Annotated in this window: 12 protein-coding genes; 9 read left to right on the forward strand and 3 right to left on the reverse strand. The window is 74.5% G+C overall.

Annotation, left to right across the window (positions count from 1 at the left end; all coding sequences use genetic code 11):
• Window positions 1-2: 2 nt before the first annotated feature.
• Window positions 3-827: a hypothetical protein gene (locus tag ACIRQF_RS25025; protein WP_404095484.1), complete on the reverse strand. Its 825-nt coding sequence runs from the start codon at window positions 825-827 to the stop codon at window positions 3-5.
• Window positions 828-1,010: 183 nt separating this feature from the next.
• On the opposite strand from ACIRQF_RS25025, the gene ACIRQF_RS25030 reads away from it, so the two are divergent.
• Entirely contained in the window at window positions 1,011-1,793 is a 783-nt protein-coding gene (locus ACIRQF_RS25030) for a trypsin-like serine protease (protein WP_376629538.1), read from the forward strand.
• A gap of 51 nt (window positions 1,794-1,844) precedes the next feature.
• Here ACIRQF_RS25030 and ACIRQF_RS25035 read toward each other — a convergent pair whose 3' ends face one another.
• The gene (locus tag ACIRQF_RS25035; RefSeq protein ID WP_404095167.1) at window positions 1,845-3,599 is read right to left on the reverse strand and encodes a beta-galactosidase family protein; all 1,755 of its coding nucleotides are present in this window, start codon (window positions 3,597-3,599) and stop codon (window positions 1,845-1,847) included.
• A gap of 95 nt (window positions 3,600-3,694) precedes the next feature.
• On the opposite strand from ACIRQF_RS25035, the gene ACIRQF_RS25040 reads away from it, so the two are divergent.
• From ACIRQF_RS25040 to pepN, 4 genes are all read left to right on the forward strand, one after another.
• On the forward strand, window positions 3,695-4,582 hold the full coding sequence (locus ACIRQF_RS25040; protein ID WP_376629542.1) for a helix-turn-helix domain-containing protein: 888 nt from the start codon (window positions 3,695-3,697) through the stop codon (window positions 4,580-4,582).
• Window positions 4,583-4,593: 11 nt separating this feature from the next.
• The gene (locus ACIRQF_RS25045; RefSeq protein WP_376629544.1) at window positions 4,594-4,908 is read left to right on the forward strand and encodes a chorismate mutase; all 315 of its coding nucleotides are present in this window, start codon (window positions 4,594-4,596) and stop codon (window positions 4,906-4,908) included.
• Window positions 4,908-5,924: an asparaginase gene (locus tag ACIRQF_RS25050; RefSeq protein WP_404095171.1), complete on the forward strand. Its 1,017-nt coding sequence runs from the start codon at window positions 4,908-4,910 to the stop codon at window positions 5,922-5,924. The genes ACIRQF_RS25045 and ACIRQF_RS25050 overlap by 1 nt, the downstream gene beginning before the upstream one ends.
• Window positions 5,925-6,116: 192 nt before the next feature.
• The gene (pepN, locus tag ACIRQF_RS25055) at window positions 6,117-8,600 is read left to right on the forward strand and encodes an aminopeptidase N (RefSeq protein ID WP_404095174.1); all 2,484 of its coding nucleotides are present in this window, start codon (window positions 6,117-6,119) and stop codon (window positions 8,598-8,600) included.
• Window positions 8,601-8,804: 204 nt separating this feature from the next.
• Here the strand turns inward: pepN and ACIRQF_RS25060 are convergent, their stop codons facing one another.
• The gene (locus tag ACIRQF_RS25060; RefSeq protein ID WP_404095177.1) at window positions 8,805-9,695 is read right to left on the reverse strand and encodes a LysR family transcriptional regulator; all 891 of its coding nucleotides are present in this window, start codon (window positions 9,693-9,695) and stop codon (window positions 8,805-8,807) included.
• 108 nt (window positions 9,696-9,803) lie between these two features.
• Here ACIRQF_RS25060 and ACIRQF_RS25065 point away from each other — a divergent pair, with 108 nt between their 5' ends.
• The 4 genes from ACIRQF_RS25065 (at window position 9,804) to ACIRQF_RS25080 (ending at window position 15,360) form a co-directional block, all read left to right on the forward strand.
• Window positions 9,804-10,181 carry a hypothetical protein gene (locus tag ACIRQF_RS25065; RefSeq protein WP_403523663.1) on the forward strand — a complete coding sequence of 126 codons (378 nt, stop codon included), beginning with the start codon at window positions 9,804-9,806 and terminating at the stop codon, window positions 10,179-10,181.
• A gap of 4 nt (window positions 10,182-10,185) precedes the next feature.
• The gene (locus tag ACIRQF_RS25070) at window positions 10,186-11,799 is read left to right on the forward strand and encodes a multicopper oxidase family protein (protein WP_404095180.1); all 1,614 of its coding nucleotides are present in this window, start codon (window positions 10,186-10,188) and stop codon (window positions 11,797-11,799) included.
• Between the two features lie 766 nt (window positions 11,800-12,565).
• Window positions 12,566-13,948 carry a pyridoxal phosphate-dependent decarboxylase family protein gene (locus ACIRQF_RS25075; protein ID WP_404095183.1) on the forward strand — a complete coding sequence of 461 codons (1,383 nt, stop codon included), beginning with the start codon at window positions 12,566-12,568 and terminating at the stop codon, window positions 13,946-13,948.
• Window positions 13,945-15,360, forward strand: a complete 1,416-nt coding sequence (locus ACIRQF_RS25080) for a lysine N(6)-hydroxylase/L-ornithine N(5)-oxygenase family protein (protein WP_404095186.1) — start codon at window positions 13,945-13,947, stop codon at window positions 15,358-15,360. The genes ACIRQF_RS25075 and ACIRQF_RS25080 overlap by 4 nt, the downstream gene beginning before the upstream one ends.
• Window positions 15,361-15,369: the final 9 nt, after the last annotated feature.

A 15,369-nucleotide genomic window follows, 5' to 3' on the forward strand; every position in this document is an offset into this window, starting at 1 on the left:
TGCTACGGCGCGCACTCCAGGACCGTCTCGCAGACCCCGCACCGTGCCTTCAGGCGCCGCTCCGGTGCCACCCGCAGCCGCTGTCCGCAGACCGGGCAGGGGAAGACGCCGTCGCCGGTGGCGCGGGCCCGTCGGCGGGCGGCCCAGCCGGCACCGGCCAGCGGCGGCCGGCGCCAGTCGCGCGCGGCCTCGGCCCGGCCGCGTACCCAGGCCTCGTACGCCACCGCGCTGGTGAACCACGGTGACGGGTCCTCGCCGAACACCTCGGCGCGTTTGGCCAGGACGTAGCCGAACTCCTCCGGCGTCAGATAGCCGAGCTTCTGGCTGGAGACGCCGTCCTGCCGGAAGGCGTCGAGGAGGAGCCAGCCGGCGCCGAGGTAGGTGGTGACGACGTCGGTGAGGATCTCGTTCTCGGCCGTCGCCGGGAAGGAGAGGCCGAGGCGGTGCAGCAGCACGTGGGTGATCTCGTGCGCGAGGGCGGCGCCGATGTCGCGCCGGTGGGTGCGGAAGCGGTCGTTGAGCTCGACGAAGTACTCCGGGCCCGCGGTCAGTTCGACGCCGGCCGCGTGCTCCATCGCCCGGAAGCCCACCACCATGCGGGCGTCCGGCAGCCGCAGGTGCCGGACGAGGGCGCGGGCCGCCCGCTGGGCGCCGAGGTGGAGCCCGTCGGCGTCGTCGACCAGCACGTCCGCTGCCGTGACGCTGGTCCCGTAGCGCCGTACGCCGTCCGGGGAGAGTCGCCGGTAGAGCGCGGCGATCGAGGCCCGGACCGTGTCGAGGTGCGGGAACCCGTGGACCACCCGGGAGACTTCATCGCTGTGCGACACGTACGGCACGCCGGACCACCCCCTGCCGCCCAGGGTACGGGCGGTCCCTCGCCACTCCCAGGACGTCCCCCATCTGGCCGAAAAGGCCTCCTTGTGACCCCGGTTGGGCGTTGTCCATACTCCGGACACGTCTTGACGGGCACATGCCATCAAGATCAACCCCCCATGAAAGAAGGCAGTCGCATGCAGAAGAACAGACTCGTCCGTGCCCTGCAGAAACTCGCCGCCGCCGGTGCCGTCGTCCTCGCGGCCGTCAGCCTCCAGCCCACCACCGCCTCCGCCGCGCCCGCACCGGTCGTCGGCGGCACCCGCGCCGCCCAGGGCGAGTTCCCCTGGATGGTCCGGCTCTCCATGGGCTGTGGCGGCTCCCTGATCACCCCTCAGGTCGTCCTCACCGCCGCGCACTGCGTGAGCGGCTCCGGCAACAACACCTCCATCACCGCCACCGCCGGCGTCGTGGACCTCCAGTCGAGCAGCGCCATCAAGGTCAGGTCCACCAAGGTCTACCAGGCCCCCGGCTACAACGGGCAGGGCAAGGACTGGGCCCTCATCAAGCTCGCCTCCCCCATCACCAGCCTGCCGAACCTGAAGATCGCCGAGACCACCGCCTACAACAACGGCACCTTCACCGTCTCCGGCTGGGGCGCCACCCGCGAGGGCGGCGGCCAGCAGCGGTACCTGCGCAAGGCGACCGTCCCCTTCGTCTCCGACGCCGACTGCCAGTCCGCCTACGGCAGCTCCCTCGTCCCCGGCGAGGAGATCTGTGCCGGCTTCAACGAGGGCGGCGTCGACACCTGCCAGGGCGACTCCGGCGGCCCGATGTTCCGCAAGGACAACACCAACGCCTGGATCCAGGTCGGCATCGTGAGCTGGGGCGAGGGCTGCGCCCGGGCCGGCTACCCCGGCGTCTACACCGAGGTCTCGACCTTCGCCTCCGCGATCAAGGCCGCGGCCGCCACGCTCTAGCGGCGGAAGCGCCACGGGGCGCCCGGGGCCGGCCGGCCCCGGGCACCCCGTTCACGCGAGCTCGACCGCGTCCCCCGGCCCGCCCGCCAGCTCCAGGACCCACACCTCGTTCACGCCCTCCCGCAGCACCGGGCCCGGCACGAACAGCGACTCCTGCGGGCCCGCGTTCCAGTAGCGCCCCAGGCAGAAGCCGTTGACCCACACGAAGCCGCGCGTCCAGCCCGGCAGCCGCAGGGCGGCGTCACCCGGCGACGCGACCACCACCGCACCCCGGTGGAGCCCCGGCCCGGCGTCCGCCGGCACGGCACCCCACGGCACCTTCGCCACCGCCGCCGCCTCGAAGGCGTCCAGCCGCAGACCCCGCGCCCGCACCCCGTGCAGATACTGGCGCTCGTGTCGCACCCCGCCCGTGACCCCCTTCGGCTCGGCCAGCCGCGGCCCGTAGTTCACCCGCCCCAGGGACTCCACCCACAGCTCGACCACCGCGGGCCCCGCCACCGGCTCCGGCAGCTCCGCCTCCTCCGTGTCCAGCACCCCCGCGAGGACCCCGTCCACGTACACCGTCGCGCGGTCCCGCAACCCCGACACCGCCAGCGGATACGGCTGCCGCGGCCCCGGCACCTCCACCCGGTAGCGGACCAGCCCCCGGTCCACACCGAGTTCCTCGAACGTCGGCGGCAGCGGCGTGTCCGACTCCTCGTCCCCGAGCACCCCCAGGACCTCCGCCAGCGGCGCCCACTCCGGCACCGTGCCCGCCGCCGGCGCCCCGATCCGCGCCGGCGCCTCCGGCACCCCGGGCAGCGGCCCGTCCGTGTACCCGGCGAGCACCTCACGGAAGAGCCAGAACTTCTCCGTCGGCAACCCCGCCTCGTCGACCGGCGCGTCGTAGTCGTACGAGGTCACCGTCGGCCGCAGCACGCCCCCGTGCAGCCGGCCGGCCCGGTTCGCGCCCGCCCACCCCCCGAAGCTCGTCCCGCCGTGCGCCATGTAGACGTTGACCGACGCCCCGCACTCCAGGATCTCCCGCAGCGCCGCCGCCGCGTCCGCCGCGTCCCGCCCCACATGGTCCCTGCCCCAGTGGTCGAACCACCCGCACCAGAACTCCATGCACATCAGCGGCCCCGCCGCCCGGTGCCGCCGCAGCGTCGCGAACGCCTCCCGCGCCCCCGAGCCGAAGTTCACCGTCGCCAGCACCCCCGGCACCGAACCACCGGTCAGCATGTGGTCCTCCGGGCCGTCCGAGGTGAACAGCGGCACCTCCACCCCGCACGCCACCAGCAGATCCGCCATGTGCCGCAGATACCCGGCGTCCGTGCCGTAGCTGCCGTACTCGTTCTCCACCTGCACCATCAGCACCGGACCGCCCCGCCCGATCTGCCGCTCCGCCACCTGCGGCAGCAGGTGACGGAACCAGCGGTCCACGTGCACCAGGTACTCGGCGTCGTCCGTCCGCACCCGCCGCCCGAGCCGCCCCGTCAGCCAGTGCGGCAGCCCGCCGTTCTCCCACTCGGCGCAGATGTACGGACCAGGGCGCACGATCGCCCACAGACCGGCCCGCGCCACCGCGTCCAGGAAGCGCCCGAGCTCCGCCACGTCCCCGTACCGGCCCGGCTCCGGCTCGTACAGGTTCCACGGCACGTACGTCTCGACACAGTTGAGACCCATCGCCCGCAGCATCCCGAGCCGGTGCTCCCACTGCTCCTCGTGCACCCGGAAGTAGTGCAGCGCCCCCGACAGCAGCCGCACCGGCCGCCCGTCGAGAAGGAAGTCCTCGTCACCCACCACGAACTGGCTGAACTCGCTCATGCGCCTCACCTTCGCCCTCTGGCGGCGGACCGGTCCATGGACAAAGATCGTCGCAGTTTGGACGTTCGGACCGAGGTCAGGAAGGCGGTCGCGCCGTGTACCACACCTGGATGCGCTACTTCACGCCCGGCCCCGCCCACCACCGCCTCGGCCTGGTCTGCCTCGGCGTGGGACTCCAGCACGGCGCCCTGCCCACCGTCGGCCCGCGCACCCTCGACCACCACGTCGCCGTCCTCGTCAGCTCCGGCAGCGGCTGGTACCTGGGCACCGACGGACGCCGCACCACCGTCACCGCACCCGCGCTGATCTGGCTCACCCCCGGCACCCCGCACCACTACTCCGCCGACCCCGGCAGCGGCTGGGACGAGTCCTTCGTCGACTTCACCGGACCCGCCACCGCCACCTACACCGAACTCGGCTACATCGAACCCGACCGGCCCGTCGTCCCCCTCGCCGACGCCGCCCCCGCCCGCGCCGTCATCGCCCGCATCGCCCGCGCCGCCCGCCCCGGCAACCCCCTCCTGGAGGTCGAGACCGGGGCCGCCGTCCACGAACTCCTCGTCGCCCTGCGCCGCGCCCGCGCCGACACCAACGCCGACGGCGACCCCGTCCTCGCCGCACTCGCCCGCGACGCCTTCCGCCGCCTGTCCGTCGCCGAACACGCCGCCCGGCACGGCATGACCCCCGCCGAGCTGCGCACCGCCGTCCGCCGCACCGCCGGCTGCAGCCCCAAGGACTACCTGCTCACCGTGCGCCTCGGCCGCGCCAAGGAACTCCTCGCCGCCACCGACCTGCCCGTCGCCGCCGTCGCCCGCCGCGTCGGCTACGACGACCCCGCCTACTTCTCCCGGCTGTTCACCCGCCGGGTCGGCACCGCCCCCGTCCGCTTCCGTGAGCAGCAGGGCAGGACCGTGCCGGGCGGCTGGAGCCACACCGTTCCGGATCCCGAACACCCGCCGACCATCCTCACGGGATCCGGATAGGCTCGCGCATCATGAGCGACCCCAGCGATATCGACGAGTCCGTACGGGCCGACCTGACCCGACTGCGCGAGAGCATCGACAACATCGACGCGGCGGTGGTCCACATGCTCGCCGAGCGCTTCAAGTGCACCCAGCAGGTCGGCGTCCTCAAGGCGGAACACAACCTGCCGCCCGCCGACCCGGCCCGCGAGGCCCGCCAGATCGCCCGGCTGCGGGAACTCGCCGAGAGCGCGAAACTGGATCCGGCGTTCGCGGAGAAGCTGCTGAACTTCATCATCGCGGAGGTCATCCGCCACCACGAGACGATCGCGGACGGAGCACGCTGATGGCGCGCGTCACCGTATTCACCCTGGGGGGCACCATCTCCGCGCGGGGCGGTGACGCGGCCCGCATGTCCGGCGCGGAGGTGCTCGCCGAACTCGGTGTCGACACCGCGGGCCCGTCCGGCACCACCGAGGTCGAACTCCGGGACTTCCGGCGGGTCCCCAGCTCCTCCCTGACCTTCGAGGACCTGACCGCCCTCGCCGACGAGGTCGCCAGGACCGTCGCCGCCGGCTCCGGCGTGGTCGTCGTCCAGGGCACCGACACCCTGGAGGAGACCGCCTTCCTGCTCGACCTGGTGTGCACCACCGAGCAGCCAGTCGTGGTCACCGGCGCCATGCGCCGCCCCGACCTGCCCGGCGCCGACGGCCCCGCCAACCTGGCCGCCGCCCTCGCCGTCGCCGCCGACCCCGGCTGCCGCGAGCTCGGCGTCCTCGTCGTGCTCGCCGACGAGATCCACGCCGCCCGCTTCGCCCACAAGGCCCACACCACCTCCGTCGCCACCTTCGCCTCGCCCGGCGCCGGCCCCCTCGGCGTCGTCGTGGAGGGCGAGCCCCGGCTCCTGCTCCGCCCGGCCGTCGCCAGCCGGCTCTGCCCGCTCCGCTTCGACCCCGACGTACGGGTGGCCCTGCTGACCCTCTCCCTCGGCGACCGCGGCGACCTCCTCGAACTCGTCACGGAACGGCCCGAGCGGTACGACGGCCTGGTCGTCGCCGCCTTCGGCGCGGGACACGTCCCCGCCTGGTTCGTCGAACCCCTCGCCGCGCTCACCGAGCGCATGCCCGTCGTCCTCGCCTCCCGCACCGGCGCCGGCGCGACCCTCTCCCACACCTACCGCAGCCCCGGCTCCGAGTACGACCTGCTGCACCGCGGCCTCATCCCCGCCGGCCCCCTCGCCCCGGCCAAGGCCCGGCTGCTGCTCCACGCCCTGCTCTCCAGCGGCGCCAAGGGACCCGCCGGCTACGACCGGCCCCGGATCTCCGCCGCCTTCGCCCACCTGGACGGCGCCGGACTCGCCTGAGGAATCCGCCGGGGATCTCCCGGGACTCGCCTGTGGAATCCGCCGGGGATCTTCCGGTACCCGCCTGAGGAATCCGCCGGGGGGCCTCCCGGGACTCGCCCGGGGATCTCCCGGGACTCGCCCGGGGGGATCCGCTGAGCTCTCGGTGAACGCCCCTCCCCGGCCCCGCGGGGCATCAGGCAGCATGGGCCCATGTCCGTACTGACGCGCGACGAAGCGCAGACCCGTGCCCAGCTCCTCGACGTCCACCACTACACCGTGGACCTCGACCTCACCACCGGCGACGAGACCTTCGAGTCCACCAGCCTCATCCGGTTCACCGCCCGCGCCGCCGGGGACACCTTCGTCGAGCTCAAGCCGGACGCCCTCCACTCCGCCGTCCTCGACGGACAGCCGCTGGACACCGCGGCCCTCGACGGCAACCGGCTCCCGCTCACCCTCACCGAGGGCGAGCACACCCTCAGCATCGCCGCCACCATGCGCTACTCGCGCACGGGCGAGGGCATGCACCGCTTCACCGACCCCACCGACGGCGAGGCGTACGTCTACACCCAACTGTTCATGGAGGACGTCCAGCGCGTCTTCGCCGCCTTCGACCAGCCCGACCTCAAGGCCGTCTTCGAGGTCGGCGTCACCGCCCCCGAGGGCTGGTCCGTCCTCGCCAACGGCATCACCGAGCAGCAGGCGGACGGGCGCTGGAAGGCCGCCCCCACCCCGCTGCTCTCCACCTACTTCGTGTGCGTCGCCGCCGGCCCCTGGCACTCCGTCCGCACCGAGCACGCCGGCCTGCCCTTCGGCATCCACTGCCGCCGCTCGCTCGCCCCCCACCTCGACGCCGACGCCGACGAGATCCTCGACATCACCAAGGCCTGCTACGACCGCTACCACGAGAAGTTCGACGAGCCGTACCCCTTCGACTCGTACGACCAGGCCTTCGTGCCCGAGTTCAACGCCGGCGCCATGGAGAACCCCGGACTCGTCACCTTCCGCGACGAGTTCGTCTTCCGCTCCGCCGTCACCGACACCGAGCGGATGACCCGCGCCATGGTCATCGCCCACGAGATGGCCCACATGTGGTTCGGCGACCTCGTCACCCTGCGCTGGTGGGACGACATCTGGCTGAACGAGTCCTTCGCCGAGTACATGGGCTTCCAGACGGTCAACGAGGCCTGCGCCGACCGCTTCGCCGACACCTGGATCGACTTCGGCGTCACCCGCAAGTCCTGGGGCTACGAGGCCGACCAGCGGCCCTCCACCCACCCCGTCGCCCCCGACCCGGACGCCGTCCCCGACACCGCCTCCGCGCTGCTCAACTTCGACGGCATCTCCTACGCCAAGGGCGCCTCCGCGCTGCGACAGCTCGTCGCGTGGATGGGGGAGAAGGACTTCCTCGCCGGCATCAACATCCACTTCAAGCGCCACAAGTTCGGCAACGCCACCCTCGCCGACTTCATCGACAACCTCGCCGCCGCCACCGACCGCGACGTCCACGGCTGGGCCGAGCAGTGGCTGCGCACCACCGGCGTCGACACCCTGACCCCCCGCCTGGACGGCGAGGGCCGGCACTGGCGGCTCACCGTCGACCGCGACGGCCGCCGGCCCCACCGCCTCGCCGTCGGCGTCTACGACCGCGACGGGGCCGGCGACCTCGTGCTGCGCGAGCGCCCCTGGGTGGACGTGCCGCAGGAGGCCCCGCTGGAGCTCGAGGGCCCGCGCCCCGCCCTCGTCGTCCTCAACGACGGCGACCTCACGTACGCCAAGATGCGCTTCGACGAGGTGTCGCAGGAGAGCGCCCTGCGCGGGCTCTCCCGCATCCCCGACGCCCTCACCCGCGCGGTCGTGTGGAACGCGCTGCGCGACATGGTCCGCGACGGCGAACTGGAGCCCGCCGCCTACCTGCAGACCGCCCTCGTCCACCTCTCCGAGGAGACGGACCTCGCCGTCGTCCAGGGCGTCCTCGGCTTCGCGCGGACGCAGATCGCCGACCGCTACGTCTCCGAGGCCGAGCGCCCCGCCGCCCTCACCACGATCTGCGAGATCGCCCGCGCCCTGATGCGCCGCACCGAGGACGGTGAGGCGCCCGGCCTGCGCCTGACCGCCGTGCGCACCTACGTCGACAGCGCCACCACCCCCGCCAAGATCGCCTCCTGGCTCGACGACGGCACCGTCCACGGCGGCCCCGAGCTCGACCCGGAGCTGCGCTGGCGCATCCTCGCCCGGCTCGCCGTCCTCGGCGCCACCGACGAGGCCGCCATCGCCGCCGAGCTCGAGCGCGACCCGAGCGCCACCGGCCGGGAGGGCGCCGCCCGCTGCCGCGCCGCGCTGCCGACGGCGGAGGCGAAGGAGGCCGCCTGGGCAGCCATGTTCGCGTCCGACGAACTGTCCAACTACCTCTTCACCGCCACCGCCCAGGGCTTCTGGAAGCCCGAACAGGCCGAGCTGGTAAGGGAGTACGTGGCCCGCTTCTACCCCGACGCCGTCGCCATGGCCGGGCGCCGCAGCCCCGCCATGGCCGAGGCGGCCGGCCGCTGGGCCTTCCCGTCGTACGCGGTCGACGCGGACTCCCTCGCCCTGGGGGAACGCCACCTCGCGGACGACGAGATGATCCCGGCCCTCCACCGCAAGCTGGTCGACCAGCTGGACGACCTGCGCCGCGCGCTGCGGGTGCGGGCCTGAGCCGTGTCCGTCAGGTCCCGGACTCGACCCAGGCGGGAACTGCCGACCACGCCGAGCTCCCTGCCGACCACGCCGGGCGCCCTGCCGATCACGCCGGGCTCCCTGCCGACCATGCCGGGCTCCCTGCCGATCACGCCGGGCTCGCGGTGTCCGGCCTCTGATCCGGCCTGATCGACAAGGCACCCCCGGCAGCCGGTGACGGCCCTACACCGGGCCCGACGCCCAGTCCCAGTCGGTGAGCGCCGCGTGCATGAGGCGCGCGGCGCCCGCCGGTTGCCCGTCCGCGCTCCGGAGCAGGGTCAGGGTGCGCCGGCAGCCGGGGCCCTCGACGGAGATCCAGGCGACCGGGGCGCGGGTGGCGCTGCGCCGGGCCATGTCCGGGATGAGGCCGATGCCGAGCCCCGCGCCGACCAGGATCGCCGTGGCGCCGGGCTCGTCGCCCTGGCACACGATCCTCGGCGGGGCGAGGCCGTTGCCGGTGAAGAGCCGGTCGAGGAGCCGGCGCTGCCAGTGCCCCCGGCGGGTGGTGACGAAGGGCTCGTCGGCGAGCTCGGCGACCGTCACCGAGGTCCGGCCGGCCAGCGGATGGCCGAGCGGGGTGACCACCCACACCGCCTCGTCCAGGAGTTCCACCGCCTCCAGGCCCTCCCCGCGGACCGGCTGGGAGGCCACGCACAGGTCGACCTCCCGGGCCCTGAGCCGGCGGGACATCTCCTCGGCGGCCATCTGGTGCAGCTCGACCTCGACCGCGGGATGGGCCCGCTTGAACACGCCGAGCGGACCGGTCAGCGTCAGGAAGGTCTCCGACGCGAGCCGTACGGTTCCGAAGCCCTCGCCCGTGCTCTCGGCGACGGCCCGGCGCCCCGCGTCCAGCTCCCCGAGGGAGCGCTCCACATGACGGAGGAAGATCCGCCCCGCGTCGTTCAGCCGCAGTCGGCTGCCGCGGTCGAAGAGCGGCGTGCCCAGGTCGCCCTCCAGGCGGGCGATGGTGCGGCTCAACGAGGGCTGCGCCACGCGCAGTTCCTCTGCCGCGCGGCTCAGGTGCTCCAGCCGCGCCACCACGACGAACTGCCGGAGCGAGTGGAGATCCATCATGCCCCCCGAGGCATAGCGCCATAGCGATATTGATCTTGGACACGATATCGCCGCGGTCATAGCGTCGAAGCGTTCACCCACCGACGACAAGAGGGGGAGGGGCGCCTCATGCTGAGGAGCGTATGGCGGGCCGTCGTCACCGCGCACGTGGTCGCGGTCTTCGGCCAGCCGGTGTTCGCCGGCGTCTACCTGAGCGGCGACTTCGACGGCCTGGGCCTGCACGCGACGGGGGCCGACGTCGTCACCTCGCTGTGCCTGGTCCAACTGGTCGTCGCGATCGTCGTCTGGGCACGGTTGCGCCGCTCCTGGCCCTTCCAGGCGACGCTGGGCCTGACGGTCGCCGAGTCGCTGCAGTACGTGGCCGGGACGGCGGGCGCGCTGTGGCTGCACATCCCCCTGGGCGTGTTCACCGTCGTGGGCGCCGCCCTGCTGTTCGTCGCGGTGTGGGCCCGGCCCCTCGTCCGACGGGAGACCGCCGATGTCTGAGGGCATGACACGACGACAGGTCCTCGCCGTCGGCGGAGCCCTCGGGGCGATGGCGGCCGGCGGACTCGCGGCCGCGGCGGGACTCTCCCGGCACCCCGCCACCACCGGCGCCGAACTGCGCAGCGCCGTACCGCTGCCGCCCCCGTACACGACCCCGCTGCCGCTCCCCACCGTCCTCGCACCGGTGGCCGTCTCCGGCGGCACGGACCGTTACGAGATCGTCCAGCGCGAGACCACGGCGGAGATCCTCCCCGGCATCAGGACGCCCCTGTGGACCTACGGCGGCACCTTCCCCGGCCCCACGATCGAGTCCCGCCGCGGCCGGCCGGTCACCGTGACGCACCGCAACGAACTGCCCGTACCGACCGTCGTCCACCTGCACGGCGGACGCACCCCGGCGGACTCCGACGGCTACCCCACCGACCTGGTCACGCCGAAGGGCTGGCCGGCGGCCGGCGCCCGCCGCACGGCGCACGACCGGGGAGTGGCGGCCGGCGCCCACGACGCCCCCCACACGATGCACGACCCGAGGGCCGTGCCGACACCGCTGACCCGCGACTACACCTTCCCGCTCGACCAGCGCCCGGCGCTGCTCTGGTACCACGACCACCGGATGGACTTCACCGCCCCGGCGATCTGGCGAGGACTGGCCGGGCTGCACATCGTGCGCGACGCCGCCGAGGAAGCGCTCGGCCTGCCCGACGGGCCACGCGAGCTGCCGCTGATGATCGCCGACCGGGCGTTCGCCGCCGACGGCAGCCTCGACTACCCCAGCCTCGACCCCACCCTCCGCACCCGCCCCGGCGTCCGCGAGCCGTACCTCGCCGGCGTCCTCGGCGACGTCATCCTCGTCAACGGCGCCCCCTGGCCCGTCCACGAGGTCGACGCCGCCCGCTACCGGCTGCGCGTCCTGAACGCGTCGAACGCCCGGCACTACGACCTCGCCGCCGTCGACGGCGACGGCCGCAACCTCCCCCTCGTCCAGATCGGCTCCGACCAGGGCCTGCTGGCGGCACCCGTCACCCACCGGAGCCTGCCGATCGCGCCGGCCGAACGCTACGACCTCGTCGTCGACTTCACCCGTGAACCGGTCGGCGGCCTCGTCCGCCTCGTCAACCGCCTCGGCACCGGCCGCACCCGCGACGTGATGGCCTTCCGCGTCGCCCGCCGGGCCGCCGACCCCAGCCGCGTCCCCGGCACCCTCGCCACCGACCTTCCGTCCTGGCGCCGCCAGGACGCCGTCCGGGTCCGCGACTTCGCCTTCCGCGCGGGCCGCATGGGCGAGGACGGAGGCCACGGCTGGCTGATCGGAGGCCGGCCCTTCGACCCGGCCCGCTCCGACGTGCGGGTCCGCCTCGGCGACATCGAACTCTGGCGCCTGGTCGCCGACGTCCACCACCCGGTCCACCTCCACCTCACCGGCTTCCGCGTCCTCTCCCGGGGCGGCAGACCCCCACTGCCCCACGACGCGGGCCTCAAGGACACCGTCTCCCTCCGCCCCGGCGAATCCGCCGAGATCCTCACCCGCTGGGAGGGCTACCGCGGCCGCTACCTCTTCCACTGCCACAACGCGGAGCACGAGGACATGGGCATGATGGCCAACCTGGAGGTCGTCTAGGCCCCGGCCGAGGGCCGCCGCTCCGCCGGCGGCACGCCCCCGCGCAGGACCGCACCAGGCCCGTACGAGCGGGGCGTGACCACCGGCCCGCACCCGATCACCGGGGCCGCGCCCTGCCGTTCGGGGCCGCGCCCTGCCCATCGGGGCGACCCCCGCCCACCTGGGCCGCGCCCACCCCTTCAGGGCCGCGCCCTACCGCGCCCCGCCTACAGGGCCACGCCTTGCCCATGGGGGCCGCGCCCGTCGGGGCGCCTCCGCCCGTCGGGGCCGCGCCCAGCCCACCGCCTACCGGGGCCGCACCCCGCCCATGGGGGCCGCGCCTTGCCCATGGGGGCCGCGCCCGTCGGGGCGCCTCCGCCCGTCGGAGCCGTGCCCCGCCCACCGCCCACCGGGGCCGCGCCCTGCCCACCGGGGCCGCGCCCTACCCTTCGGGCCGCGCCCCGCCTACCGGGGCCGCCGCCCTCGGGGCCGCGCCCCGCCCACCGGGGCCGCGCCCTACCTTTCGGGGCCGCCCCGCCCTCGGGGGCCGCGCCCCGCCTACCGGGGCCGCCCCCCCGCCCTCGGGGGCCGCCCCCCGCCCACCGGGGCCGCGCCCTACCTTTCGGGGCGCCCCGCCCTCGGGGGCCGCACCCCCGCCCGCGCGGCCGGGCGCATCTACCCGACCCCCACCCCGCGCACCAGGCCCTACCCGGCCCATGTCCCTCGTTCGGGTCATACGCATCCGGTCGCCGGACAAACCCCGACAACCCCCGGCACCCTGTCGTCCATGCGTGCCGCACCCCTCGCCGGAGGCGCCCTCGGGCCCGACGCCCTCCGCCCGCTGCTCGACACCACCCTCGACGCCCTCCGCGCAGGCGCGGAGCAGCGCGGCGGCCCCCTCCCGGCCGGCGGCCCCGACGCCGTCGCGCACCATCTGCGCGAAGCCCTCGCCGGCCCCGCGCTCCCGGAGACCGGGACCGGACCCGACGAGGCGCTGCGCACCCTCGTGCACGCCCTCGCCGCCGGCGCCGCCGACCCCGCGCACCCCCTGTGCGCCGCGCACCTGCACACCCCGCCCCTCGCCCTCGCGGCCGCCGCCGACCTCGCCGCCTCCGTGCTCAACCCGTCCCTGGACTCCTGGGACCAGGCCCCCGCCGCCTCCGCGCTCGAAGCACTCGTGTCGGCCGCGCTCGCGGCCGAGGTGTACCCGGCGGCCCCCGCCCCCGACGCCCTCGTCACCACCGGCGGCACCGAGTCCAACCAGCTCGCCCTGCTCCTCGCCCGCGAGCGCCACGGCTCCGTCCAAGCCGTCGTAGGCGCCAACGCCCACCACTCCTTCCACCGCGCCGCATGGCTCCTCGGCCTGCCCGAGCCCGTCGTCGTACCCGCCCCCAGCGGCACGATCGACCTCGTCGCGCTCGACGAGGCGCTCACCGACCTCGCTGGCCGCGCCCTCCTCGTCGCCGCCACCGCCGGCACCACCGACGCCGGTCTCGTCGACCCGCTCCCGGAGATCGCCGACCTGTGCGCGGCGCACGGCGGCGCGGAACTGCACGTCGACGCGGCCTACGGCGGCCCCCTCCTCTTCAGCGACACCCACCGCCCCCTCCTCACGGGGCTCGACCGGGCCCGCACGGTCACCGTCGACCTGCACAAGCTGGGCTGGCAGCCGGCCGCCGCCGGCCTCCTCGCCGTACGCGACACCGCCGACCTCGCCGTCCTCGGACACACCGCCGACTACCTCAACGCGGACGACGACACCGAGGCCGGACTCCCCGACCTCCTCGGACGCTCCCTGCGCACCACGCGCCGCCCCGACGTCCTCAAGACCGCCGTCACCCTGCGCGCCCTCGGCCGCAGCGGGCTCGGCGCCCTCGTCGACGCGTGCACGGCACGGGCACAGCAGCTCGCCGACCTCGTCGAGAAGACCCCCGGCCTGGAGCTCTACGCCCGCCCCACCCTCACCACCGTCCTCTTCCGGCCCCACGACGCCACTGACGCCACCGTCGCCGGCATCCGCCGCACCCTCCTCACCGAAGGCCGCGCCGTCCTCGGCCGGGCCACCGCCGACGGCCGGCTGTGGCTCAAGGCCACCCTGCTCAACCCCCACGCCACCCCCGACGACCTCGCAGCGCTCATCACCCTCGTGGAAGGCGGCATCGACCGATGACCGGCAACACCCCCCAGCACGACCCCGACCACCCGTACGACCTGGTGGGCGTCGGCATCGGCCCGTTCAACCTCTCGCTCGCCGCCCTCGCCCACGGCGTCCCCGGCGGCCTCGCCACGGCCTTCTACGAGCAGCGCCCCGCCTTCCACTGGCACCCCGGGCTCCTCATCGAGGGCGCCACCCTCCAGGTCCCCTTCCTGGCGGACCTGGTGACCCTCGCCGACCCGGCCAGCCCCTGGACCTTCCTCAACTACCTGCGCGCCCGCGACCGCCTCTTCCCCTTCTACTTCGCGGAGAAGTTCCACATCCAGCGCGCCGAGTACGACGCCTACTGCCGCTGGGTCAGCGAACGCCTCCCCGGACTGCACTTCGCCCACCAGGTCGACTCCGTCCGCTGGAACCCCGAACGGCGCCTCTTCGAAGTCGACTTCACCCACCTGGACACCGACGGCGAGGCCGCCGCCCTCGGCCGCTCCTACACCCGCAACATCGTCCTCGGCGTCGGCACCGAACCGTACGTCCCCGAGCCGCTCCGCCCGCTCGCCGACGCCCCCGGCGTGCCCGTGTTCCACTCCGCGGACTACCTCGCACACCGCGACACCCTGCTCGCCGCCGAACACGTCACCGTCATCGGCTCCGGCCAGTCCGGCGCCGAGGTCTTCCTCGACCTGCTCCGCGCCCGCCCCGCCGGCCGGGAAGGGCTCCACTGGCTGGCCCGCACCGAGGCCTTCGCCCCCATGGAGTACTCCAAGCTGGGCCTGGAACACTTCACCCCCGACTACACCCGCTACTTCCACGCCCTGCCCGAGCAGGTCCGCGGCGAACTCATGCCCCGCCAGTGGCAGCTGCACAAGGGCATCGACGCCGACACCATCGCCGCCATCCACGACGAGCTGTACCGCCGCACCCTGCACGGCGGCTGGCCGGACGCCGTCCTCACCCCGGGCGTCCGGGTCCGCACCGCCGGCCGGGTCGCCACCACCAAGGTCGAACTGCACCTGGAACACCTCCAGCAGTCCAGCCGCTCCCGGCTCACCACCGACGCCGTCGTCCTCGCGACCGGCTACCGGGAACGCCCCGTCGACCGGATGCTCGCCGGCCTCGACCCCTACCTGCGCCACGACTCCGCCGGCCGCGCCCGGATCGACGCCGACTACCGACTGGTCCTCGACCCGTCCGTCACCGGATCGGTCCACGTCCAGAACGCCGAACGGCACACCCACGGCGTCGGCGCCCCCGACCTCGGCCTGGCCGCCTGGCGCAGCGCCGTCATCCTCAACGCGGTCACCGGCAAGGAGGCGTACCCGCTGCCCCGCCGCACCGCCTTCACCAGCTTCGGCCTGGACGCGCGAGAGACGCCGGGCATTCCGGCCCAGGGCCGGAAGCTGACGCCTCTCGCTCGCCACCTGTGACGCCCACGC

This window comes from Streptomyces sp. NPDC101191 (assembly GCF_044767915.1).
Taxonomy (GTDB): domain Bacteria; phylum Actinomycetota; class Actinomycetes; order Streptomycetales; family Streptomycetaceae; genus Streptomyces.

Coding starts and splice junctions, on each gene's coding strand:
- ACIRQF_RS25080 (WP_404095186.1), top strand. CDS start 13,945: ATGACCGGCAACACCCCCCAGCACGACCCCGACCACCCGTACGACCTG.
- ACIRQF_RS25035 (WP_404095167.1), bottom strand. CDS start 3,599: ATGAGCGAGTTCAGCCAGTTCGTGGTGGGTGACGAGGACTTCCTTCTC.
- pepN (WP_404095174.1), top strand. CDS start 6,117: ATGTCCGTACTGACGCGCGACGAAGCGCAGACCCGTGCCCAGCTCCTC.
- ACIRQF_RS25030 (WP_376629538.1), top strand. CDS start 1,011: ATGCAGAAGAACAGACTCGTCCGTGCCCTGCAGAAACTCGCCGCCGCC.
- ACIRQF_RS25075 (WP_404095183.1), top strand. CDS start 12,566: ATGCGTGCCGCACCCCTCGCCGGAGGCGCCCTCGGGCCCGACGCCCTC.
- ACIRQF_RS25065 (WP_403523663.1), top strand. CDS start 9,804: ATGCTGAGGAGCGTATGGCGGGCCGTCGTCACCGCGCACGTGGTCGCG.
- ACIRQF_RS25070 (WP_404095180.1), top strand. CDS start 10,186: ATGACACGACGACAGGTCCTCGCCGTCGGCGGAGCCCTCGGGGCGATG.
- ACIRQF_RS25050 (WP_404095171.1), top strand. CDS start 4,908: ATGGCGCGCGTCACCGTATTCACCCTGGGGGGCACCATCTCCGCGCGG.
- ACIRQF_RS25060 (WP_404095177.1), bottom strand. CDS start 9,695: ATGATGGATCTCCACTCGCTCCGGCAGTTCGTCGTGGTGGCGCGGCTG.
- ACIRQF_RS25045 (WP_376629544.1), top strand. CDS start 4,594: ATGAGCGACCCCAGCGATATCGACGAGTCCGTACGGGCCGACCTGACC.